General features: G+C 46.0%; 16 protein-coding genes and 1 tRNA gene. 4 read left to right on the forward strand and 13 right to left on the reverse strand.

Annotated features, from left to right (window positions below; translation table 11 throughout):
* The 4 genes from OTK50_RS05040 to OTK50_RS05055 all read right to left on the reverse strand — a co-directional run.
* The coding region (locus OTK50_RS05040) for a non-ribosomal peptide synthetase (protein WP_266121838.1) at positions 1-2,140 on the reverse strand (2,140 nt) is incomplete at its 3' end.
* 480 nt (positions 2,141-2,620) lie between these two features.
* A complete protein-coding gene (dacB, locus tag OTK50_RS05045; protein WP_224223570.1) occupies positions 2,621-4,096 on the reverse strand; it encodes a D-alanyl-D-alanine carboxypeptidase/D-alanyl-D-alanine-endopeptidase in 1,476 nt (491 codons plus the stop codon).
* A gap of 18 nt (positions 4,097-4,114) precedes the next feature.
* On the reverse strand, positions 4,115-5,083 hold the full coding sequence (locus OTK50_RS05050; RefSeq protein ID WP_275424138.1) for an aldose 1-epimerase: 969 nt from the start codon (positions 5,081-5,083) through the stop codon (positions 4,115-4,117).
* 114 nt (positions 5,084-5,197) lie between these two features.
* Positions 5,198-6,586, reverse strand: coding sequence for an MATE family efflux transporter (locus tag OTK50_RS05055; RefSeq protein ID WP_032873496.1), 1,389 nt, complete (start codon positions 6,584-6,586; stop codon positions 5,198-5,200).
* A gap of 228 nt (positions 6,587-6,814) precedes the next feature.
* On the opposite strand from OTK50_RS05055, the gene OTK50_RS05060 reads away from it, so the two are divergent.
* Positions 6,815-7,357 carry an IseA DL-endopeptidase inhibitor family protein gene (locus tag OTK50_RS05060; RefSeq protein ID WP_082998573.1) on the forward strand — a complete coding sequence of 181 codons (543 nt, stop codon included), beginning with the start codon at positions 6,815-6,817 and terminating at the stop codon, positions 7,355-7,357.
* 145 nt (positions 7,358-7,502) lie between these two features.
* Here OTK50_RS05060 and OTK50_RS05065 read toward each other — a convergent pair.
* The 3 genes from OTK50_RS05065 to OTK50_RS05075 all read right to left on the reverse strand — a co-directional run bounded on the left by OTK50_RS05065 (position 7,503) and on the right by OTK50_RS05075 (position 8,707).
* Positions 7,503-7,575: transfer RNA gene (locus OTK50_RS05065), tRNA-Arg, on the reverse strand.
* Between the two features lie 42 nt (positions 7,576-7,617).
* The gene (locus tag OTK50_RS05070; protein WP_003153850.1) at positions 7,618-8,163 is read right to left on the reverse strand and encodes a site-specific integrase; all 546 of its coding nucleotides are present in this window, start codon (positions 8,161-8,163) and stop codon (positions 7,618-7,620) included.
* A 313-nt stretch (positions 8,164-8,476) separates the two neighbouring features.
* The gene (locus OTK50_RS05075) at positions 8,477-8,707 is read right to left on the reverse strand and encodes an excisionase family DNA-binding protein (protein WP_224223572.1); all 231 of its coding nucleotides are present in this window, start codon (positions 8,705-8,707) and stop codon (positions 8,477-8,479) included.
* A 243-nt stretch (positions 8,708-8,950) separates the two neighbouring features.
* On the opposite strand from OTK50_RS05075, the gene ggt reads away from it, so the two are divergent.
* Positions 8,951-10,717, forward strand: a complete 1,767-nt coding sequence (ggt, locus tag OTK50_RS05080; RefSeq protein ID WP_032873491.1) for a gamma-glutamyltransferase — start codon at positions 8,951-8,953, stop codon at positions 10,715-10,717.
* A gap of 46 nt (positions 10,718-10,763) precedes the next feature.
* Here ggt and OTK50_RS05085 read toward each other — a convergent pair whose 3' ends face one another.
* The 4 genes from OTK50_RS05085 to OTK50_RS05100 form a co-directional block, all read right to left on the reverse strand.
* Positions 10,764-11,939, reverse strand: coding sequence for an MFS transporter (locus OTK50_RS05085; protein WP_044802248.1), 1,176 nt, complete (start codon positions 11,937-11,939; stop codon positions 10,764-10,766).
* A 143-nt stretch (positions 11,940-12,082) separates the two neighbouring features.
* On the reverse strand, positions 12,083-12,385 hold the full coding sequence (locus OTK50_RS05090; RefSeq protein WP_003153841.1) for an ArsR/SmtB family transcription factor: 303 nt from the start codon (positions 12,383-12,385) through the stop codon (positions 12,083-12,085).
* A gap of 31 nt (positions 12,386-12,416) precedes the next feature.
* Entirely contained in the window at positions 12,417-14,351 is a 1,935-nt protein-coding gene (gene thrS, locus OTK50_RS05095) for a threonine--tRNA ligase (protein ID WP_224223573.1), read from the reverse strand.
* A gap of 643 nt (positions 14,352-14,994) precedes the next feature.
* The gene (locus OTK50_RS05100) at positions 14,995-15,861 is read right to left on the reverse strand and encodes a LysR family transcriptional regulator (protein ID WP_224223574.1); all 867 of its coding nucleotides are present in this window, start codon (positions 15,859-15,861) and stop codon (positions 14,995-14,997) included.
* Positions 15,862-15,979: 118 nt separating this feature from the next.
* On the opposite strand from OTK50_RS05100, the gene OTK50_RS05105 reads away from it, so the two are divergent.
* Complete coding sequence (locus tag OTK50_RS05105) at positions 15,980-16,960, forward strand: zinc-binding dehydrogenase (protein ID WP_265971602.1); 981 nt, start codon at positions 15,980-15,982, stop codon at positions 16,958-16,960.
* Positions 16,961-17,276: 316 nt separating this feature from the next.
* On the opposite strand, the gene gltD is transcribed toward OTK50_RS05105, so the two are convergent.
* Both gltD and gltB read right to left on the reverse strand, forming a co-directional pair.
* Positions 17,277-18,758 (reverse strand): glutamate synthase small subunit, encoded by a 1,482-nt coding sequence (gene gltD / locus OTK50_RS05110; protein WP_007611890.1) that lies wholly within the window; start codon positions 18,756-18,758, stop codon positions 17,277-17,279.
* Between the two features lie 16 nt (positions 18,759-18,774).
* On the reverse strand, positions 18,775-23,334 hold the full coding sequence (gene gltB / locus OTK50_RS05115) for a glutamate synthase large subunit (RefSeq protein ID WP_266121839.1): 4,560 nt from the start codon (positions 23,332-23,334) through the stop codon (positions 18,775-18,777).
* Between the two features lie 145 nt (positions 23,335-23,479).
* Between gltB and OTK50_RS05120 the strand changes: the two genes are divergently transcribed.
* Positions 23,480-24,382, forward strand: a complete 903-nt coding sequence (locus OTK50_RS05120) for a LysR family transcriptional regulator (RefSeq protein ID WP_003153836.1) — start codon at positions 23,480-23,482, stop codon at positions 24,380-24,382.
* The last annotated feature ends 14 nt before the right edge of the window (positions 24,383-24,396 follow it).

A 24,396-nucleotide genomic window follows, 5' to 3' on the forward strand; every position in this document is an offset into this window, starting at 1 on the left:
TTTCCGCAGGCTCTGTTTCCAGCGCGTCTAAAAAGCTGTTGACCATCGCCGGAATAAAATGCGCGGTCGTCACCTTTTCTGAGGCAAACGCTTCAATCATCCGCACAGGATCTTTCTCCCAGCCGGCAGGAAGCAGATACACGGAGGCGCCTGACATCGTCCACCAAAACAATTGCCAGATAGAGGCGTCGAATGAAAAGGATGATTTCAGCACGATAACATCCTCTTCCGTTAACGGAAACTGCCCTTGCATCCCTGATAAAAAGGCGGCGGCCTGACGGTGTTCAACAGCTACTCCCTTCGGTGTTCCCGTCGAACCGGACGTATAAATGATATAAGCGAGCGAATCAGCATCCGCTTCTTCAGAGACAGCCCCTGTCTCCGCCTCACTTGTCAGAGAAGAAAGAGACGCTTCTAGCGTTTCTCCGGAAAAACCGGGAACGGATAATCCCGGCTGTGCAAGCAGGAGACAAGCGCCGCAGTCGTCGAGCATATAGCTCAGCCTGTCCTCAGGATAGTCAGGGTCAAGCGGCACGTAGGCGCCGCCCGCTTTTAACACGGCAAGCACTGAAACCACCATCTCCGGCGAGCGTTCAGCGAGTACGCCGACCATGCTTTCTTTGCGGATGCCTTTTTGGCGGAGCCGAACGGCGAGCCTGTCCGTGTACTGATCAAGCTCGGCGTACGTCAGCATACCGCCCGGAAAACGGAGCGCCGGACGATGCGGCGAAAGCTCGGCGCGGCGGGTAAACAGCCCGTGAAGCGTCGGAGCCGGCAGTTCAGCCGTTTCTGTACGGTTAAACGCAGTTAACACCCGTTCCTTTTCATTTTCATCCGCCATATCAATATGCCGAATCAGCCGGTCTGGATTTCTAACGGCATTTTCAACGATCGTCAGCAAATGAGTTTGAATGCGTTTAATTGATGTTTCAGTAAATAAAGCGGATTGGTAATCAAAATTCAGCTCAATCAATCCCGTATCTGTCCGCTCCTTAATTAAAATGGACAGCTCATTTGCCGTATGCCCGCTGAAAAACATCGCCGTTTCATAATCGAAACCTTCTGCCTGACGCCACGCGAGAGGCTGGTATTGCATCGAAATCCCGATGATATTTTGCAGGTCGTGATGAATCTGCCTTAATTCATTGACAAAAAGATTGTAAGGATATTTCTGGTGCCGCATAACAGACAGCTGCTGTTTTCCTACACTGCGGACAAAAGACAGGAACTCCGCATCCGGATCTGCCGTCATTCTGATCGGCAGCGTGCTGACAAACATGCCGAGCATATCCTTTTCGAGCTTGGAACCGCGGTTTCCGTAATAAGTACCGATGGCAATATCCTTTTTAGCCGTCAGACGGCTGATGCATATGTATAACGAAGCCATAAACAGAGAGATGATGCTGATATTATGATCTTTGCAAAAACGCCGGATTGATTGTTCTAAGGAGTGGGAAAGAGTGATTGTATCTCTTGAAGCCGCAGTGCTTTGTCTAAGATGAGAGGTTCGTTCCGCCAGTGAAAGGTGTTCCGGAACGGTTCGGTATGTTTCAGTCCAAAATGAACGGTCTTTTTGAAAACGGGAAGACTGTAAGTATTGCTGTTCTTTTTCCATGTAGCTGAGATAGGAAGGGCTTTGGTGTTCGGCCAAATCCTCGCTTCGCATGATTTTTTGGTAGATTTCAATGAGCTGATTGCCAAGCAGATTGAGCGAGATGCCGTCCATAATAATATGGTGAAATTTTGAATAAAGCCAAACTTCTTCGTCTGACATGACAAGCAGAGTAAATTGATACAGCGGTGAATGAAACAGCTTGAACGGAACACGCGTCTGTTTGTCAATCCATGCCTCCCGCTCTGATTGATCAATATGAGTAAAATCAACGGTCTCTAAAGAAATCGGCCGATGCCCGGCCAGATACAGCTGGGGTTCTGAGCCGTCCCCTTCCGTCAGTTGAAACCTGAGCGAATCATTTTGCAAGATAGAGAAATCTAAAGCACGGCGCAATACGTCAAAATCGATATTCCCCCTGAATTTGACGCACGCCGCGAGATTGCAGATACTTGTGCCCGGCTCGAGCAGCTCCGTAAACCACACTCTTCTTTGGGCGTGAGTTAAAGAATAAACAGTGTTCTTCAATGGAATCCCTCCATTTCAATTTAAGAGGATAAGAAAGTGAAATAATTACAATTAAATTTCGACAGCATATGACTAAATCATCCATATAAGCATTATTTTAAAACATATTTTAGAAATCACAATAAAAAATTAAATTTTCTCTAACATTTTTTAGAATATAGTATATATTCCTCACTTCATTTCTTCATTTCTATAATCTTTATACCATGTAAAACGGTATGTATGCACACTGTAAACTGGTTCTTAAACACTATAATAAGGAATAAAATGTATAATTAATTGCGCTTTTAAAAAGGTTTTGCCTCCTGAAAAGAAGTTTTACGTTAAAAAATGAAAAATCGGTGAACAAGTAAGAAAGTATCATGTAAAAAAAAGGAAGTATATTGCCGATATTACTTTTTGAAAAGATTGATTCATAATCGCAATATAATGTTTTACAGACATTAAAAAAAGCCGAATCCTCTAAGGATTCGGCCCTTCTTATTGATTTGCCAGCACGACTGCGATTTTGTCTTCAATGTCTTTTCCGTCATCTTCGTCAAGCAGTCCGTTTTGAAGCACGGAAAAAATAAGCGTATCTCCTGTTTTTGTGTCTGCATAGCCGGCAATCGAACTGACTGATGTTAGTGACCCGGTTTTCGCTTTAATTTTGCCCTCTGCCGGGGTGCCCTTCAGCCGATTCCGAAGGGTTCCTCCCGTCATTCTGTCGCTTGCGCCGGCGACAGGGAGCGAACGAAGGAAAGCCGGGTACCACTTTTCTTTCTGAACCGTATACAAAAGCTCTCCGATTTGGCCGGCGGATACGCCGTTAACATGAGAAACGCCGGATCCGTCTCTTGCAATCAATTCATCCGGATTCAGCCCGAACGATTTAAGCTCCGATTTCATCACGTCCAAGCCCTTTTCCCAGCTGCCCTCCCCTTTTTTCACTTTTCCCATTTCCTTGATCAGAATTTCGGCGTGCCCGTTGTTGCTCAGTTTCATAAACGGGATCAATAATTCTGAAAGAGGTATGGATGTACGGAATGTGACAAGCTGGGTGCGGTGCGGCATTCGCCCTGTTCTGACTTTCCCTTTTACAGTTATACCTTGTTTAGTAAGCGCTTGTTTCCATAAATCTAAAGCATAGGACGACGGGTCCCACACTGCCGCCCATTCTTTTGCCTTTGCCGAGCCGGCAGGTATGGTTCCCTTTATCGTAATCACATTGCCACCGTGCTCCCGTTCAACCGTCAATTCTTTCTTTTCATCAGAAGCGACGGTTTTCACTTCATTTTTCACACGAACGATGTCCGTATGGGGGGAAATCGAAATGCGCGGCTTTTTACCAGGCTGTTTCGCCGGACTGATTTCCGCAATCACCGTTCCGGTATCATAATCCTCATTTGGGGAAGCGGTAAGAGCTGATACTTGCGCGCCATAATATTGGCCTTCATCGCTCCACGGAAGATCAACTGAATACCTGGTATCGTCATACCACGAGTCATCCCCGACCAGATCTCCTTTAATGACATGGATGCCTCTGGCTTTGACCTGTTTAGCCATCTTCTCAAAATCAGAAGCCAATAGGGTCGGATCACCTTTTCCCCTGAAATAAAGGTTTCCGCGCAGCTGTTTTCCTTTTACGGCGCCGTCTGCCCGTACTTCTGTCTTAAAGGTGTAATCTTCTCCGAGAACGGAAAGCGCCGCAGATGCCGTCAGCAGCTTCATCAGTGATGCAGGCCTAAGCCGCATATCTTCCCGGCTGCTGAACAGCACCTCCCCTGTTTTTGCTGACCGGACACTGACGCCCGCTGAAGCTCCCTTTAAAGCAGGTTCTTCATCCAGAATGTGTTCCAGCTCTTTTTGCAAAGTATTTTTTTGTTCAGCCGCCTTAGCCGCATCATCAATATAAGGAACTGCGGCAATGATCAAAAGCAGAATCACCGCGCTCAAGCGTTTCACATATGTTTTCAATGTTATCCCGCCTCTTTCCTATTCTTCGTCATGCAAAATGGTGATCCTGGATGACGCAGCCGCTTCTTCGCCCGGTTTCAGAATCTGAAGCCCTGTCAGTGATGCAGGCTGATTCAGATTAAATGCATCTGTAACGGAAGTATAAGGCTCAAGACTGACAAACCCCTGCTTTCCGTCACCGTTATACACCACCCAATGCTTGAAAGACATGTCTGCCTGATACAAAACGGATAATTTCTCATCCGGATGATAAATAACAGCTTCGTTATTGCCGCCATTCCGTCCGGAAGAAAGAAAAACATCGTCAAACTGTTTATTTTTCAAAGACATCCCCTGACGAAACGCTTCTTTATCAGGCACATCCAATAAACGGCCTGTCGGTACGAAACGTTCATTTAATTCCCACATGCGGTCAGCCGTCAAAAATAGACGAGAACGCTCTTCATTGAAAACAAAAGTTGAATGATAGCCGAGCCCCCAAGGAAAAGCCTCCGTTCCCTTGTTGATAATCAGCGCCCGCTGCGTAAACACATTGTCTTTTAATGTATAGGTCATCCGGACAATGACATCGTGCGGAAATTGTTTATGAACACGGGGAATCTTTGAAAGATCAATTTCTGTTTCGACTGTCATTCCATCCCCCTTTTCTTTCGCTGCCGCCGCTTTCCAATGCTGATTGTGAAGAAAGCCGTGAATATGATTATGTTTATCCTCTTCGTTTATCTCAAATTGATACGCGCGGCCGTCAAAACGAAACGTCCCATCCGTAATCCGGTTCGGCGGGAATAAAACGGGAATGCCGTACAGCATCGGTTTTGCGCGGAATTGCTCCGCAGTTTCCGGTTCTCTAAGAAGCCGCATACCGGTTCTTTTATCCCGAAGCGATATGACATTTGATCCCCACTCCGGCACAATGATGCATTCAGCCTGATCAGTCTCCGCTTTAATGGCTGAAACCCCTAAATAAGTCGTATGTTCAATCGTCATAAGCACCTGCCCTTTCCTTGTTTTCTAGCATGTATAGGAATTCCATTTTCTAAACTCATTTTCCTTCTCTAAAAAAACATCGCCCGTATGAACTGAGCGATGTGCGGTAAAACCTTATTGAATCAGCCGGGTAATCTGTTTTTTCTTCCATACAAACCGGTAATATCCGTATTGCAGCAGCAGGCTGACGACAAAAGCCGCCGGATAACCGACCCAAATGCCTAGAATGCCGAGATTCGTATAATGAGAAAGAATAAAGGCCACAGGCACTTCAATTCCCCAAATCGCAAAAATGCTGATAATCGTCGGCCATAACACCGTACCGCTCGCCCGCATTGTTGCTGAAACAATCTGAGCGTGACCGAAAATCAGATAGCTCCAAAGGGTAATCATAATCAGATTGCGGGCAATGTGGAGTGTATCCTGATCTGTTAAAAACAAAGCAAGTATCTGCCGGGAGAAGGTATAAATCAGCACAATCAACACCCCGCCGATCAAATAATTCAGGCCGATGCCGACTTTGATGACCTGCTTCAACCGGCCGAATTGATTAGCTCCTATGGATTGGGCGGCAAAAATTGAAACTGCGATACCGAGGCTTACCGCCGGCATCTGCACATAACTCGCCACTTGGTTGACAACCCCGTAAGCAGCCGTCGCGTTTGATCCGTAATGATTGACAAATGAAATGACCGCAATTTCAGAAAGTGACACGAGAATCATATTGATGCTCGACGGAATACCGAGACGGAGTAAAAGCGCAAGCAGCTTTTTGTCCATTTTAAGAGAACGGAGCGCAGTCCGGTCAAATGCCAATGGATGTTTCCTTTTCCGCAAATAAACCATGAGTACGATAAATGTCACGATGTTTGAAATCACGGTTGCATACGCCGAACCGTAAATGCCGAACTTCGGAAGTCCGAAAAGCCCGAGAATCAATAAGGGCAAAAGCCCGATGTTTATGACTGTACTGACGATTAACGTATAAAACGGAGTCTTTGAATCTCCCGTTCCGCGTAAAAATGTCGTATACGCAAAATATAAAAACATCAGCGGCATTGCGCAAAACAAAATGCGCGCATATCGGACACTGACATCTATTACGTTTTCCGGCGTTCCCATCAGCCGCAGAATATCAAGCGTAAACACACTGCCGACAACTGCCAGGACAACACCGATCATAAAGGTAAAAGTCAGTGTAGTGCCGACAATCGCCTTCATCCTCTCTTCGTTTTTCGCGCCGTAAGCCTGCCCGATCAGAATGGAACTTCCCGAACCGATTCCGATCGTAAAGGAGATCAGCAGAAAAAACAGCGGAAAAAAAGACGATACGGCGGCAAGCGCATCGACTCCGAGCCACCTTCCGACAAATACCATTCCGACCAATTGGCCGACAGATTGCAATACATTGCTTAAAAGCAGCGGCACTAAAAACAGTGACATCGATCGCCAGACAGACTGGCCGCGGCCTTCCGCTGTTTCTAAATGATCTTGTACTTCCATATGTAGGACTCCTTTTTTGATTTTCTTCCATTTTATTATTCAGCAGACAGCTTGTAAAAACCTTTTGTTCAATGAAACTCTTTATCTTTTTCTCACGTCTTACATGGAAATAAACCATAAAAATAAAAAGTCCGGAAAATATTTCTGAAAAGGTATTGTAATCTTACCGTAATTATTGTAACATTTGTAACATAAGAGAAAGAGATTGATTGAAGGAGAGATTATATCATGAAAAAATGGCTATTATTCCTCACTACTATTACATTGATTCTGTCATTGGGCACTGCGGCGACCGCAAAAACTTCACCTAATGACCTTACACAAAAACAAGCACTTCAGCTGGCTCTGTCAGCGAGAGAACATTTCTGGAACACAATGAGCGGCGGTGCGCTTAAATCAAACGCAAATTGCACATCTGAACCGTTTGAATATCAAAATCTGCAATATGTATTTATGTGCAAAGACCTCGGAACAAAAGCGAAAGCCGTAAAATATCTGACACCCGCTTTTACAAAGCAAGCGATTGACAAAGGGCTCAAAGATTACCACTTCACTGTAAAAGACGGCAAATTGGCTGTTCCGGTCGGCGACGGAGATAACCTCCTGAATTGGAAAAAAGCAAAAATGACCCTTCTTTCTAAAAAAGGAAGCGCTCAAACATACCGCTTCACTGTACCGACTCTTGACGGTTCTCCGTCAGCAAAACGTGATGTAACATTCGTAAAAGAAAACAACGCTTGGAAAGTCAATCAATTTGATGCTGTCATATAAGAAAAAGCCCGCTTGCTTACAGCGGGCTTTTTTCACATCATTTCCACGAGATTCTTACAAAATATTCAACTCAAAACCCCCTTGTATAACAAAGGGGGTTTTGTTTTACCGACATTATTAAGCTGCGCCTATCTCATACAAAAAACGCTCTAGGAGAGATTCGAACTCCCGACCTGCAGTTTAGGAAACTGCTGCACTATCCGCTGTGCTACTAGAGCCTGCTTCTATTATAGTAACGCTGGCGGCCGTTTTTTTCAAGTCTACAGCCCTCCGAACACTTTATAGGCGGCTCTCGTCGTATCTTCATCTATTCCAATATAACGCATTGTAATAGACGGAGAAGAATGATTCAAAATCCTTTGCAGTTCAGCAATGTCTTTTGTCCTCTGATAAAAATGATAACCGAACGTCTTTCTAAGCGTATGCGTCCCGATTTCCTCCAACCCGCAAGCGGCAGCCGCTTCCTTTAATATTCTGTATGCCTGAATCCGGGATATAGGCTTATTCGTCCGTTTCGATTTAAACAAATAGTCATCTTCTTTCATGTCTTTTGTGTAAGCGTATATGTCGGCCTTTAAAGACTCCAGTATCAGAATTTTTCTTTTCTTTCTCGTTTTGCTTTCGGTTGCCCACACATGGTCTTTGTTCCTTACATCCCTCACGCGAAGCGGCAGAACATCAGAAATCCGCAGTGCGCTGTTCATGCCGAAAATAAATAAAAAATAATCACGATCACTTTTCTTCATTAAATACTGTTTGACTTCCTGGATCTTCTCCAAACTTCGGATCGGCTGTACGATATGCATCAAAAAACCCCTTATAATTGGTAAAGTAACATATTGAGCGTTATGTTACTATTATAGCCGAAACCCGTTGAATGATAAAGGATAAAGAGTCTTATGTAACATAATATACATAGTGTTACATAAGGTGAATCAGATACACAGTTTCAACAAATTACTCAAAAACATCATTTTCAGCCCGATGACAAGCTTTTAAACAAATCGATACTTAAGGTATTAAAAAATGAAAACAACAGCCTTAAAATGAAATCTGAGCATCCGTTTTTTGTGAGCAACCGAAAAAATGCAAAAAAAAGACACAATATGAAATTGTGTCCTAGTCTTCACCTTTTACATCAATGTCTTCAGGAAGCGGCTCATTTAAAAACTCTTGAATCATTTCCTTATATTTTTCCAGCTGTTCGAGATGGGTTTGAAATTGTTCCTTGTTGATTAAATATTGCTGCCCGTCATGGACGGCCCTTATTTTATTCGTCAAAACAAGATTGTGCACATATTCTTCAGGAAGACTGGTAAACTCAGCTGTCTCTTTGATCGTTAAATACATGGCTCACGTTCCTTTCATATGTCATGTGAGTGAATTCTGTTTTGTTTATTGTAGCTTATTTTTTGTCTTTATGCTTGTTTCACAGCTTTTTCAGTCCGGTTTCCCATTTAGCCTATTTGCGACTGATTACATTCACACAGAAACCCCAACTTTTTGCACACCGGACTATTCCGTTTGTCACTTGTGAAAACAGCACATTTTACTTACTCTATAATTGTAAGCGGAAAACAAAGGAGGCAGACTATGAAAAAGAAAAAGTTTATGAATCTCTGTTTTATCGTTCTGCTCAGTACTTTGCTCGCGGCCGGAAGCATTCCTTATCACGCTCAGGCTAAGAAACACCCGTTTTCCTATGACGACTACAAACAGGTAGATGTCGGCAAAGACGGCATGGTTGCCACCGCCCATCCTCTCGCTTCACAAATCGGTGCCGACGTGCTGAAAAAAGGCGGCAATGCAGTTGACGCCGCGGTTGCCATTCAATTCGCATTAAACGTAACTGAACCTATGATGTCGGGAATCGGCGGCGGCGGATTTATGATGGTTTATGATGCGAAGACGAAAGACACCACCATTATCGACAGCCGGGAACGCGCACCGGCAGGCGCAACACCGGATATGTTCCTTGACGAAAACGGCAAAGCCATTCCTTTCTCCGAACGCGTTACGAAAGGGACTGCAGTCGGTGTTCCGGGAACATTAAAAGGACTAGAAAAAGCGCTCGACAAATGGGGCACACGCTCCATGAAACAACTCATCACCCCTTCCATTAAACTTGCCTCAAAAGGCTTTCCGATCGATTCGGTTTTAGCTGATGCCATCTCAGATTATAAAGACAAATTATCACACACTGCTGCAAAAGACGTGTTTCTTCCGGACGGAGAACCTCTGAAAGAAGGAGACACACTCATCCAAAAAGACTTAGCCAAAACATTTACAGCTATTAAGTACAAAGGCACAAAAGCATTCTATGACGGTGCATTCTCCAAAAAGCTAGCGGAAACAGTGCAGGAATTCGGCGGCTCAATGACAGAAAAAGACATTAAAAACTTCAATGTGACGATTGACGAACCGATCTGGGGAGATTACCAGGGCTATCATATCGCAACTGCTCCTCCTCCAAGCTCGGGCGGTGTTTTCCTGTTGCAAATGCTGAACCTCTTGGATGATTTTAAGCTTTCTCAATATGATATCCGTTCTTGGCAAAAATATCAGCTTCTCGCAGAAACGATGCATTTGGCTTATGCTGACCGCGCCGCATTTGCCGGGGACCCAGAATTCGTCAACGTCCCTCTCAAAGGTCTCTTGAATCCAGATTATATCAATGCCCGCAGACAGCTGATAGATATTGATAAAGTCAATAAAAAACCGAAAGCCGGCGATCCTTGGGCCTATCAGGAAGGTTCTGCAAACTATAAACAAGTGGAGCAGCCGACTGACAAACAAGAAGGCCAAACGACTCACTTCACGGTAACTGATCGCTTCGGCAATGTCGTATCATATACGACAACAATTGAACAGCTGTTCGGTTCCGGCATTATGGTTCCCGGATACGGCGTTGTGTTGAATAATGAGTTAACAGACTTCGATGCGGTGCCTGGCGGTGCAAATGAAGTGCAGCCGAATAAACGTCCGCTCAGCAGCATGACTCCGACTATTTTATTCAAAAATAACGAACCCGTCCTGACTGTCGGCTCCCCCGGCGGAGCAACGATTATTTCTTCCGTCCTGCAAACGATCCTGAACAAAGTTGAGTACGGCATGGATCTGAAAGCGGCGGTCGAAGAGCCGAGGATTTACACAAACAGCATGACATCCTATCGATATGAAAAAGGAGTGCCGGAAGAAGCCCGCACAAAACTGAACGAAATGGGGCATAAATTCGGCAGCAGCCCGGTTGATATCGGGAATGTGCAAAGTATCCTGATCGACCGTGAAAACGGCACCTTCACCGGAGTTGCCGACTCAAGCCGAAACGGAGCCGCAATCGGCGTAAACTTGAAAAAATAACTAGACAAAAAGCCTCGTTTCTCAAGCTGAGAAATGAGGCTTTTGTTTATTCTGCACTGTATTCAGTTGAGGTTTTTTCAGACGTTAATGACGCAAGCGAAAGCACGCCGCACATCGCGATGACAACACCCGCTGATCCGATCCATGTCACTGACGCAAGAGACAGATGAGTGACAACAATGCCCCCGATGCCCGCCCCGGCCGCCATAGCCAGCTGCATCACAGACTGGTTGAGGCCGAGTAATACACCCGATGATTCAGGCTCCATCGTTGCCAAATGATACTGCTGAGCAGGTCCTGATGACCAGGCGGCGAAGGACCAAAATATAAGTACTGCCGCCGCTCCGAAAGCAGAATGTGTCACAAACGGCAATAACATGAGCATGATAGCATGAAGCGCCATTCCGCCGGTTAATGTCATACGCGCCCCCCATTTGTCTGCGCTGAAACCGCCTGCTTTAGAACCGGCAAGACTTGCAACACCGAAAATAAGCAGCAATGTACTCAGTATTCCGCTTCCGATATGAGTAACGTTCAGTAAATACGGAGAAAGGTACGTATACGCAACCGAATAGCCTCCGAGCCAAAAAAACGTAATGGCCAGCCCGACAGCCACCTTTCGTTTCTTCAAAAGAGAAAATTGCTGAATGAGCGGCACCGGTTTATCTCCTTTTATCTCAGGCAACGCGAAACGTATAATAAGCATGGCAATGATTCCGATTGCCGCAATTCCGGCGAAAACCACTTTCCAGCCGAAAGCTTCAGACACGGTTCTTCCGATCGGAACACCGATAATGAGCGCCGCCGTAAACCCCATAATGACGGTTGCGAGAGAACTTGCCTGTTTTCCCGGGGGAGCGATTTTTGCTGCGATCGTAAGCGCGGTGACCACCACGGTTCCTGCTCCAAGCGCCATAATCACCCGTGCTCCCGCAAATAAGCCGAATCCCTGCACAAGGAAAGAAATGATATTCCCGATAACAAACAGCCCCAGAGCATAGATCATGAGCTTCCTTCTGTCCAGTTTTGCTGTAAGAGCCATCATGACAGGCGTTCCGATTGCATAAACAAGTGAAAAAATCGTAATCAGTTGCCCTGCCGCTGCCACAGTAACTCCCAAGGAACCTGCAATTTTATCAAGCATCCCTGATATCACATATTCAGAGGTCCCCACTAAAAAACTGATAATTGCCAAAATGTAAATCTTCCAGGTATTTTGCACCTGACACACTCCTTCATTGATGATTTATATAAAGATATATTGTGATATATCGATATAAAGAGTTGAACAAAAAGAAACAAATCGTAATATGTCGATGTGTAGTCGGAAAAAGAAACTGAATCCCTCTTCTAAAGGATTCAGCCCTACATTTCGCGCTGAAAATAATCGGCCATCGCCTTTATCGCGTCTTCATCTCTTTTATAATAGGTGTATTTGCCAATCCGTTTTGTTTGGATAAGGCCCGCCCGCTGAAGGATGGAAAGATATTGAGAAGCCGTTGACTGTGTCATCTGAAGCTTATCGGTGATCTGGCTGACACACACTCCGATCTCATTCATATCAATGCCATCATGCGGTGCGAAGTGACGGTCCGGCTCTTTCAGCCATTGTAAAATCTCAAGCCGTGACTCATTAGACAACGCTTTAAAAACATCAATAGGTTTCATACGCTTTATTATATCGTGATTTTACGATATGTCAATGTTGTTTTTCTTCAATCTCTCTTTTTTGTTTTGCCTCTCTTATGATCCGGGAAATAAAATCACTCACATTCTCTTCAAATGTGTCTTCCCGCCCGTATTGCCGTACATGTACAGATTGATGGCGGCACTCTTGATCCCCCACAACCGCAATATACGGTATTTTTTTCATTTGTGCTTCTCTGATTTTATAGCCGAGTTTTTCATCGCGCTGATCGAGTTCAGCCCGGATACCCGCTTTCTTCATTTGCAGGTGCACCTGTTCTGCGCAGTCCCGGTGTGCGGTGTTTGATACTGGGATGATTTTTGCCTGTACCGGTGCAAGCCATAAAGGGAACGCTCCCCCGAAATGTTCTGTAATGATTCCGAGAAATCTGTCGAGAGATCCGAATACCGCCCGGTGAATGACAACAGGACGGACTTTTTGGTTTTTTTCATCAATATATGTTAAATCAAATTTCTCCGGCATTTGAAAATCCAGTTGGACAGTGGCGCATTGATGGCTCCGGTTCAGCGCATCTTTTATATGAATATCAATTTTCGGTCCATAAAATGCACCATCTCCCCGATTAAACCGAAAACGATATCCCTGTTCTTTTAATACTTTTTCTAATGCGCTCTCAGCCCTGTCCCACAAGTGTTCGCTTCCCATGTAATCTTCCGGTCTTGTTGACAGCTCAATATCATAGGAAAAACCAAATGCGGTGTACACCTCGTGAATCAGCTGCAGCGCCGAAGCGATCTCACTCTCGATCTGATCCTGCGTTACAAAAATGTGTGCGTCATCCTGGCAAAAAGATCTGACGCGGAGCAGGCCATTAAGCGCCCCGCTGAATTCGTGACGGTGCACCTGACCGAACTCAGCCATCCGAATCGGAAGATCACGATAAGAACGAAGCTTTTCTTTAAATATGAGCATGTGGCCGGGGCAGTTCATCGGCTTTAACGCGAAGCGCTGATGATCAGCTTCTGAGAAATACATATTCTCTTTATAATGATCCCAGTGGCCGGATTGCTCCCAAAGACGCTGGTTCATCATCATAGGGGTGCGCACTTCCTGATAATGATAGTCATCCTGCTTTGAACGCAGAAATGATTCAAGCGTGTTTCGGATAAACTGACCGTTTGGCAGATAAAAAGGCATACCCGGCGCTTCTTCCGAAAACATAAAAAGTTGTAACTCCGCTCCCAATTTCCGATGATTTCTCATCTCCGCCTCTTTCAACACCTGAAAATGTCTGTTCAGCTCCTTTTCTGAGGAAAATGCTTTTCCATAGATGCGCTGGAGCATTTTTTGGTTGCTGTCGCCGCACCAATAAGCCCCTGATACATGAGTGAGCGAAAAAGCTTTTATCTGTCCGGCAGATGCCAAGTGCGGACCCCGGCATAAATCAATGAATTCGCTCTGGCGGTATATACTGATTGTATCAGTCTGCGAAATACCCGCTAAGAGCTCAAGCTTCAGCGGTTCATGAGCAAACAGCTGCTCTGCCGCTTCTCTGGAGATTTCTTCTCTGATAATTTCCGGATTTTCCGAAATGATTCGGTTCATTTCTTTTTCAATGACGGCCAGGTCTTTTTCAGTAATCGTTTCATCCATATCAAAGTCATAATAAAAGCCATTGTCAATAACGGGTCCGATCCCTAAACAAACCTTCGGATACAGACGTTTTACCGCTTGCGCCAATACGTGTGCTGCTGTGTGTCTCATCACTTCCAGTCCTGCTTCAGACTGAAAACTGCACAGTTCAATCGCCGCATCCTTATGAATGCTTCTTCTAAGGTCATATAACGATCCGTTTACCTTTCCGGCGGCAGACGTCTTTTTCAGACTCGGACTGATTGATTGAGCGATCTCTTCTAACGTAACGCCTTTCCGGTATTTTTTTTGTTTCCCATCAGGAAAAGTAATCACAATGTGTGGCTTCTTCACGGTCTGATCTCTCCTTTATTTTTAATAAAATAAAAAACACACTCATCCCAAAGCAAGGGACGAGTGTGTGTCAGACCCGCGGTTCCACCCAAATTCCCGCCACTTCAAGTGACGGCTCATTTTTGCCGTAACGCGGCTATACGGTATCGGCTGCTTTCGTTCACCGATACAGCTCAAAAGGCGGTAAGCTCATTCTTCGTGCCGGGAAGGTCTCAGCCGCGTCCTCCCTCTCTGTATGGCCGGTTAAAATGTCTCATGTCCTTATCATTGCCATTTTTCTTATATAAACATAAAAACACACTCATCCCAAAAGAAGGGACGAGTGTGTGTCAGACCCGCGGTTCCACCCAAATTCCCGCCACTTCAAGTGACGGCTCATTTTTGCCGTAACGCGGCTATACGGTATCGGCTGCTTTCGTTCACCAATACAGCTCAAAAGGCGGTAAGCTCATTCTTCGTGCCGGGAAGGTCTCAGCCGTGCCTTCCCTCTCTGTATGGCCGGTTAAAATGTCTCATGTCCTTATCATTGCAGATACTTTATCCGAAAAACTTTCTTTTATTATACATAAATTTTCCGAAAAAGAAAGTTTTTTTAAGAAAAACCAGAACGAAAAAAATTGGCGTACACAGCTGTCCTGTTTTCTCATCTTCCGTTCGGTAATGCTTTTAATCTATTCAGCAGTTCTTCAAACGCCGATGTCAAAAATAAATCACTCCGGTAGATAAATGATATATTCATATCCCGAAACTGTTCAGGAAGCTCATGAAGAAAAAGATTTTTCCTGTTTTGAAAATAACGGACGGCTGATGCAGGCAGAAAGGAAACCCCCATCCCCGCCTGCACCGCCCCAATAATGGCTTCCAACGTACCGAATTCAATGATTTTATGTGCGGGCACTGCCTCTTCTTTCAGTATGTTTTTTATTTTGCGGCGGTGCGAACAGCCCGCGGCAAAATACAGAATCGGATCTCGCAACAAGTCTTGCAAACTGCCTTCCCGCTTATTTGAAACCAAGACCAATTCTTCTTGAAATACAGCGACTTGCTCAAGATCTTCGTATTCGACCGGACCATAAACAAAAGCGCCGTCCAGCTCATAGTGTAAGACGTGCTGCACTAAGGTATGTGTATCACCGGTTGACAGAGACAGCTGTACTTTCGGGTAGCGGCTGCAATACTCCGTGAAAAATTGAGGGAGATGGACGGCTGCCGCCGTTTCAAGAGAACCGATTCGAAGCGGGCCGTTCGGATCGCCTGCCTCTTGCGCCGTTTTTTGCGCCTCATGCAGCAATTGAAGGATTCTGTCTGCGTCTTTCAATAAGTTTTCACCTGCGGGCGTCAGCGTCATCCCCCGATTTGTGCGGTAAAAAAGCTGTGTTTGCAATTGCCGTTCCAGCTGCTGAATCCGGTTTGTCACATTTGATTGAACATAATGCAGGCTTTCTGCCGCCTTTGAAATACTTCCTTTGCGGGCGACAGCCTGAAAAATCTTTAAGTCTCCGCTTTCCATGTAAGGGCACCTTCTTGCTATGATTTTTATTGATAGCCGGCTATCAATTTTCATTTATTTACTGCAGCTGATACAGCCTGTAAAATCTTTCTCATCAATCATAAAGGAGAGAAGAATGATGAATGCCCTTATCATACACGAAAATGGCTTTGATTTCAGGCAGGCACCTGACAAAAGGCCAGGAAACGGCGAAGTAAAAATAAAGCTGAAAACAGCCGGATTAAACCATCGTGATTTGTTTTTAATGAAAAAACACGAAACCGGAAACCATGAATTTACTCTTGGTTCAGACGGCGCGGGGATCGTAACCGAAATAGGACACGGCGTCCGGTCTCATTTACTGCATGCAGAAGTCATCATCAACCCGGTGCTGAATTGGAAGACTGTTGAGGACGTACCAGCCGTCCCTGATATTTTAGGCGGTCCGAGCGACGGAACATTTTCACCTTATGTCATTGTTCCTGCGGAAAACGCCGTTTTAAAACCCGAACACCTGACTTGGGAGGAAGCGGGTGTGCTGCCGTTATCAGCATTAACCGCTTATCGCGCCTTATTTACAAAAGGACAATTAAAAAAAGGCGAACACCTCATCCTTCCGGGCATCGGAAGCGGCGTGGCAACATACGCCTTATTAATGGCAAAAGCTATCGGAGCGACAGTCAGCGTCACCTCCCGCAGTGAAAACAAAAAACAAACCGCACTGTCATACGGTGCAGACCGGGCGATTGACAGCTACGGTGACTGGAATGAGGCGCTGAATGGCGAAAAAGCAGATATCATACTTGACGGTGTAGGCCCCGCCTTGTTTCAACACTATCTTGACATTATTAAACCGAATGGCCGGATCGTAACATTTGGCGCCAGTTCAGGCGATCAGCTCGGATTTCCTATTCGCTCGCTATTTTTTCCGCAGATTCATATTCTCGGTACATCAATGGGAAGCAATGAGGAATTCGCGGATATGCTGGAATTGATAAACCGCTGCGGCATCCGTCCCATTATCGACCGCATGTACCCTCTCAGTGAAGCAGCTGCCGCTTTTAACAGAATGCGGGAAGGACGGCAGTTCGGCAATATCGGCTTTCGTATAGATGTCTAAAAAAGGAGGAGCGGACCCGTCCGTTTCCTTATTTGTTTATAAGCGTTTCCGCTTGAAATTCAATATGTTTTTCTTCATCAATTAAAATCTGCCCGCAAATCGACTGCAGACACACAGAGCCCGTCACGTTTTTGAAGGCGTCTTAATAAACGGCTCAAGGCTTGCAAATCGTCTCAGTCTGCGGAAGAAAACAATCTCTCCACTCTGATAAACAAAATTCCATATGTTATCTTCCATTTCCACGTTATCCTTATATACTCATTTCAATACGAAAAACCGGCTGATCCCAGCCGGTTTTATAAATAAACCCCTTTATTTACGGTAAAACAGTGCTCCCCATTAAATAACTGTCGACTTCGCGCGCTGCTTCCCGGCCTTCATTAATCGCCCATACAATCAGGCTTTGGCCCCTTCTCGCATCCCCTGCGGCGAAAACACCGTCAACATTCGTTTTATAATCCCCATATGCCGCCTGAATTTTATGATTTGCCGAATCGACACCGAACTGTTTCAATAATGGCTGTTCTGTCCCTTCAAAACCGATGGCGATGAACACCAGCTGAGCAGGCCATACTTTTTCTGTCCCGGGCAGTTCATGAAATTCATACTTTCCGAATTCGTTTCTGACTTTTTCCATTTGAATGGTGTGAATCTCTTGTAAGCGGCCCTGCTTATCGGCCACCATTTTTGTCGTCTGAATTGAATATTCTCTCGGGTCTTTGCCGAACTTTGCCTGCGCTTCTTCATAAGCGTATTCAAGGGTAAAGACGTGCGGCTGTTCAGGCCACATATTGTCGTTCGTGCGCGTCTGAGGAAGTTTAGGATGTTTCCCGAACTGGTGCACGCTGCGCGCTTTTTGGCGCAGCGCGGTTGCCACGCAGTCAGCTCCTGTGTCTCCTCCGCCGATCACGATGACGTCTTTCCCTTTAGCGTCTATATATTGTTTGTCTTTGAAGTTGGAATCTAAATAGCTTTTCGTCGCCAGTGTTAAATAGTCCATCGCATAATGGACGCCTTTTGCTTCCCGGCCTTCAATCAGCAGATTGCGCTGCTTTTGGGCGCCTGTGCACAAAATGACGGCATCAAATTGTTCTTTCAGCTCATCTGCCGTTATGTCAACGCCGATTTCGGTATTTGTTACAAAATCTATACCTTCCTGCGTCAAAAGCTTAATACGGCGTTCGACGACATTTTTCTCAAGCTTCATGCTCGGAATGCCGTACATCAGCAGGCCGCCGGCTCTGTCGGCACGCTCATAGACTGTTACGGAATGACCGGCTTGATTCAGCTGATCAGCGCTTGCCAGACCTGCCGGGCCTGAACCGACGACAGCGACTTTTTTACCTGTGCGTTTCGCGGGAATTCTCGGCTGAATCCATCCGTTCTCAAAACCTTTGTCAATGATCGTCCGCTCGATGTTTTTAATTGAAACAGCCGGATCTGAAATGGCCAGCGTACAAGATCCTTCACAAGGAGCGGGACAGACCCGCCCTGTGAACTCAGGAAAGTTATTCGTTTTCAGAAGGCGCTCCAAGGCTTCTTTCCAGCGCCCCCGATAGACGAGGTCATTCCACTCCGGTATCAGATTATAAATCGGGCAGCCGGACGTAAAACCGTTGATATCAGCGCCGATTTGGCAAAACGGTGTGCCGCAATCCATACACCGCGCCCCCTGCCGTTTTGACGCTTCATCTGAAAATGGAGCCGAATACTCTTTCCAATCCTTTAAGCGAGTGAGAGGGTCCCGCTCAGCCGGTTTTTCTCGTTTTTCTTCCATGAATCCAGTTGGTTTCCCCATGTTCCTCTCCCCTTTCTTACTGTACTACCGCTTGTTTTTGATCTTTGGCAGGCGTTTGGAGGACCTTTGTATTGGCTTCAAAAGCATACATAATTGCATCTTCTTCTGATAAACCAGCCGCTTTTTGTTCTTCGATGCTGAGGAGCATTTGTTTATAGTTTTTCGGAATGACTTTGATAAAGGTTTCTGCGGCTTTTTCCCAATTGTCCAGGAGATCTGCGGCTTTTTTGCTGTTTGTCAGCGCCGCATGCCGTTTGACCATTTCTTGTACTTCTTTGATCTCCGCCTCATCCGTCAGCTTTTCAAATGAAATCATTTCCATGTTGCATTTGCGTTTAAATGCTTTGGCATCATCACTCAGGACGTATGCGATACCGCCTGACATTCCCGCCCCGAAGTTTTTGCCGACTTCGCCGAGGACGACAACCCGGCCGCCTGTCATGTATTCACAGCCGTGGTCTCCGATACCTTCTACAACGACATTGACTCCGCTGTTACGGACTGCAAAACGTTCACCGGCGCGCCCGTTAATGTACGCTTCCCCGCTTGTTGCTCCGTAAAATGCGACGTTCCCGATAATAACGTTATCGTGTGTTTCACAATTGAAGGCATCAGGCGCCTTCACGATGATTTTTCCGCCTGAAAGCCCTTTGCCTACGTAGTCATTTGAATCCCCGTTCAAATGAAGCGTCATCCCTTTAGGGACGAATGCTCCGAAACTCTGTCCGGCTGATCCGGTAAAATGAAGTCTGATCGTATCATCCGGCAGGCCTTCCGCTCCGTAGCGTTTGGAAATTTCACTTCCCGTCACGGTTCCGGCTACGCGATTTGTATTATTAATCTTGATTTCAGCTTCCGCTTCCTGACCGGCTTCAATTGCAGCCTGCACCGCCGGAAGAATAACCGTCATATCAAGCGACTCGTCGATTTTATGGTTTTGCGCCGTACGGAAAGTGCGTACGCCTTCAGGCTGGTACAGCAGTGTGGATAAATCAAGCTGGCCCGCTTTCCAATGCGCTTTCGCACGTTCACTGACATGAAGAACGTCTGTCCGTCCGATCATTTCATCAAGCGTCTTAAAGCCTAACTCTGCCATATATTCACGCACTTCTTCTGCGACAAACAGCATGTAATTTACGATATGGTCAGGGTCGCCCATGAATTTTTTGCGGAGCTCCGGGTTTTGCGTCGCGACACCTACAGGACATGTATCTAAGTGGCAGGCGCGCATCATAACGCAGCCGAGAACGACAAGCGGCGCTGTAGCAAAGCCGAATTCCTCCGCACCGAGCAAGGCGGCCATTACGACATCTCGGCCTGTCATCAGCTTACCGTCCGTTTCCAATACCACGCGATCCCGTAAACCGTTCAGCATCAGCGTTTGGTGAGCTTCTGCAAGACCAAGCTCCCACGGAAGACCCGTATGTTTAATACTTGTTTTCGGCGACGCGCCCGTTCCGCCATCGTAGCCGCTGATGACGATGACATCCGCAGTGCCTTTTGCCACACCGGCCGCAATCGTGCCGACACCGGCTTTTGACACGAGCTTGACGCTGATTCGCGCGCTTCGATTTGCATTTTTCAAATCATGAATCAGCTGCGCCAAGTCTTCAATGGAATAAATATCATGGTGAGGAGGCGGTGAGATCAGCCCTACACCTGGTGTAGAACCGCGGACATCCGCGACCCAAGGATATACTTTGTTGCCCGGAAGCTGACCGCCTTCTCCCGGCTTCGCCCCTTGCGCCATTTTGATCTGCAATTCATCCGCATTGACGAGATAATGGCTCTTTACGCCGAAACGGCCGGAAGCGATCTGTTTAATCGCACTTCTTCTGTCGTCGCCATTTTCATCCGGAACAAAACGTTTCGGGTCCTCGCCGCCTTCTCCGCTGTTGCTTTTTCCGCCAAGCCTGTTCATCGCTATCGCTAAAGCCTCATGGGCTTCCTTGCTTAATGAACCGAATGACATCGCTCCTGTTTTAAAACGTTTCACGATGGACGCAGCTGATTCAACTTCCTCTAATTTTAAAGGCTTGCGGTCTTCTTTGAAGGCGAACAGATTGCGTAAAAATCCGATTCGTTCTTCATCCGCTGCATGAGAATACTGCTTAAACAGGCTGTAATCATTCTTGCGGCACGCCCATTGCAGGGTATGGATGGTTTTCGGATTGAAAGCGTGGTGCTCTCCCCCGTTCCGCCATTGGAATTCACTTCCCGGATCAAGAGTTTGGCTGTAATCATCCTTGTACGCAGCTTGATGGCGCTGTTTCGCTTCTTGCGCAATCGTTTCGATATCGATTCCGCCAAGCTGAGATGCAGTACCGGTAAAGTATTTGGCGATAACGTCTTCACCGATGCCGACCGCTTCAAAAATTTGGGCGCCCCTGTAACTTTGCACAGTTGAAATCCCCATTTTTGACATCACTTTCACGACGCCTTCTGTTACGCTCTTTCCGTATTTGCTGACAGCTTCTTCATAAGGAATATCAAGCCGGCCTTCATCGATTTCCTGCTTATACGTAGCGTAAGTCAAATACGGATTGACAGCATCGGCACCATACCCGATGAGAGCCGCAAAATGATGAACTTCACGCGCTTCCCCGGATTCAACGATAATGCTTGCTTTTGTTCGCAGGCCTTGGCGGATCAAATGCTGATGCAGCGCACTGACGGCCAAGAGCGGCGGAATCGGCGTCAATTCCTTACTCATTGCCCTGTCAGATAAAATTAACAGAGATACGCCTTCCTTGATCGCTTTTTCCGCCTGCTGAAACAAATCCTTCAGGCCTTTTTCCAGGTCATCGGAAAACAGCGCGCGGATGTTCTGGCTCTTAATGTCAGGGTGCACAAGTGTTTTCAGCGCATAAAACTGTTCGTTTGATAATACAGGAGTATACAGTTTAATGCGGCGGGCATTTCTTTCACTTGGATGCAGCAGATCGCCTTCAGCTCCGAGCCATGTCACCGTGGAGGTCACAAGCTGCTCGCGGATCGCGTCAATCGGCGGGTTTGTGACTTGCGCAAACAGCTGTTTAAAGTAATGAAACAGTGATTGGGCGCGATCGGATAAAACGGCGAGCGGCGAATCATTTCCCATAGAGCCGAGCGGGTCCTTACCTTCTTTAATAACAGGAATTAAATACTTCTGGATATCTTCATACGTATAGCCAAACGCTTTTTGACGGACGAGAAGATCATCGAATTGTTCCTCTTCCCGGATTTCCGGGTCAGGATTCACTTGAACCAATTCTTCTTCAAGCCATTTTTGATATGGGAATTCATTGGCGATTTCTGTTTTTACTTCTTCATCTGAAATAATCCGGCCTTCCTCTAAGTCAATGAGCAGCATTTTTCCGGGCTCCAGACGTTTTTTATGAAGAATGTTCTCCTGCTCAACTTCAATAACGCCGACCTCAGATGAGAAAATAATATGGTCATCTTTTGTCACATAGTAACGTGCCGGACGCAGGCCGTTACGGTCAAGGATGGCGCCGATCTGTTTTCCGTCCGTAAACGAAATGGCGGTCGGCCCGTCCCACGGCTCCATTAAAGAGCTGTGATATTCATAAAAAGCCCGTTTCGCTTTAGACATGTGAGTGTTTTCCGTCCATGGTTCCGGAATCAGCATCATTGCCGTATGTGCCGGTTTCCGCCCCGCCATCACGAAAAATTCAAACGCATTATCAAGAATGGATGAGTCACTGCCCTCAGCATTTAAAATCGGCAGCACTTTGTGAAGATCGTCTCCGAAGCTTTCTGAAACGAACTGCTGCTCCCTCGCTCTCATCCAATTGATGTTGCCCCGGAGCGTATTGATTTCTCCGTTATGAATCAGATAGCGGTTCGGATGGGCACGTTCCCAAGTAGGAAAGGTATTTGTGCTGAATCTTGAATGAACGAGTGAAAATGCAGATACGAAGGTTTCATCCTGCAAATCCAAATAAAAAGCGTCAACCTGCTCAGGCGTTAACAACCCTTTATAAACAATAGTCTGGCTTGACAAGCTTGCGAAGTAAAAATCAAGCTGTTCTTGAACGCCCCAATTTTCCGCCTGCTTCCGGATGACATACAGTTTGCGTTCAAAAGCAAGGCTGTCTTTCAAATCGTTTGCGGCTCCGATAAATACTTGACGCACATATGGGCAAGTTCCTTGTGCCACTGTTCCGATTTTTCCGACATTTACAGGGACGGTTCTCCAGCCGAGAACGATCTGTCCTTCCTGCTCAATGAATGCATTCACCTGTTTTTCGATCTTTTTTCTTTCCTCTTCATTTTGCGAGAAAAAGACCATTCCTACCCCGTAACGGCCTTTTTCCGGCAGTCTCATTTCTCCGCACTCTTTCTTAAAAAAAGCATCAGGGATCTGAACCATCAGGCCGGCGCCGTCACCCGTATTCGGATCACTGCCCTGTCCTCCTCTGTGATCCAGCTGGCAAAGCATCTTCAGTCCTTTTTTGACAATGTCATGTGAAGGTTTCCCTTTTAAATGGGCATACAAGCCGATTCCGCATGCATCGTGCTCAAATTCCGGACGGTAGAGACCTTGTGCTTTCGGCATTTGATTGTAAGTCATAATTCCTCTCCCCCGATCAGTTTCCGTTAATTATCGGTCATAAAATCTGACAACTTTAAATTAATTGTAAGTTTTCAAAACAATATAAACAATATATAATTTAGATCAAATACATCTCAAAATGAGATAGATAGGTGTGAACGCAATGGAATTACGCCAGCTTCGGTATTTTATGGAGGTAGCAGAACGGGAACATGTGTCAGAAGCGGCTGATCATCTGCATGTCGCACAATCCGCCATCAGCAGGCAGATTGCAAATCTTGAAGAAGAGCTGAAAGTCACTTTATTTGAACGGGAAGGCAGAAATATTAAATTAACGCCGATTGGCAAGCAATTTTTAGAACATGTTAAAACGGCGATGAAAGCAATTGATTACGCGAAGGAACAAATTGATGAATATCTTGATCCGAATCGCGGAACCGTCAAAATAGGATTTCCGACGAGCCTTGCAAGCCAGCTTTTGCCGACGGTGATTTCGGCATTTAAAGAGGAATACCCGAACGTTGAGTTTTTGCTCCGCCAGGGGTCTTATAAGTTTTTAATTGAAGCCGTAAGAAACAGGGATATAGATGCGGCGCTGCTCGGCCCCGTTCCGACGGAATTCCCCGACATAACAGGCAATATCTTATTCACGGAAAAGATTTACGCGCTTGTTCCGCTGCACCACCCGCTTGCCAAACAGAAAAATATTCATTTAATTGATCTGCGCGGCGACCAATTTGTTTTATTTCCTGAAGGGTTTATTCTCCGTAACATGGCGATTGACGCTTGCAGACAGGCCGGCTTTGCGCCGCTTGTATCGACGGAAGGCGAGGATTTAGATGCCATTAAAGGATTAGTCTCCGCGGGGATGGGAGTTACTTTATTACCTGAAAGCACCTTTGCAGAAACCACACCCCGGTTCACGGTCAAAATTCCGATTGAATTTCCTCAAGTGAAGCGTACCGTAGGCATTATTAAACCAAAAGGAAGGGAACTGGCTCCGTCTGCAAATGATTTCTATCATTTTGTCATTCAATTTTTCTCCAAACTTGAACAATATCAATAAAAAACAAACCCGAG

The sequence above is a fragment of the Bacillus sp. NEAU-CP5 genome, from assembly GCF_026420705.1.
GTDB lineage: Bacteria > Bacillota > Bacilli > Bacillales > Bacillaceae > Bacillus > Bacillus velezensis.

Coding starts and splice junctions, on each gene's coding strand:
- OTK50_RS05050 (WP_275424138.1), bottom strand. CDS start 5,083: ATGACGATTGAACATACGACTTATTTAGGGGTTTCAGCCATTAAAGCG.
- OTK50_RS05055 (WP_032873496.1), bottom strand. CDS start 6,586: ATGGAAGTACAAGATCATTTAGAAACAGCGGAAGGCCGCGGCCAGTCT.
- OTK50_RS05060 (WP_082998573.1), top strand. CDS start 6,815: ATGAAAAAATGGCTATTATTCCTCACTACTATTACATTGATTCTGTCA.
- OTK50_RS05070 (WP_003153850.1), bottom strand. CDS start 8,163: ATGCATATCGTACAGCCGATCCGAAGTTTGGAGAAGATCCAGGAAGTC.
- OTK50_RS05075 (WP_224223572.1), bottom strand. CDS start 8,707: ATGTATTTAACGATCAAAGAGACAGCTGAGTTTACCAGTCTTCCTGAA.
- ggt (WP_032873491.1), top strand. CDS start 8,951: ATGAAAAAGAAAAAGTTTATGAATCTCTGTTTTATCGTTCTGCTCAGT.
- OTK50_RS05090 (WP_003153841.1), bottom strand. CDS start 12,385: ATGAAACCTATTGATGTTTTTAAAGCGTTGTCTAATGAGTCACGGCTT.
- OTK50_RS05100 (WP_224223574.1), bottom strand. CDS start 15,861: ATGGAAAGCGGAGACTTAAAGATTTTTCAGGCTGTCGCCCGCAAAGGA.
- OTK50_RS05105 (WP_265971602.1), top strand. CDS start 15,980: ATGAATGCCCTTATCATACACGAAAATGGCTTTGATTTCAGGCAGGCA.
- gltD (WP_007611890.1), bottom strand. CDS start 18,758: ATGGGGAAACCAACTGGATTCATGGAAGAAAAACGAGAAAAACCGGCT.
- gltB (WP_266121839.1), bottom strand. CDS start 23,334: ATGACTTACAATCAAATGCCGAAAGCACAAGGTCTCTACCGTCCGGAA.
- OTK50_RS05120 (WP_003153836.1), top strand. CDS start 23,480: ATGGAATTACGCCAGCTTCGGTATTTTATGGAGGTAGCAGAACGGGAA.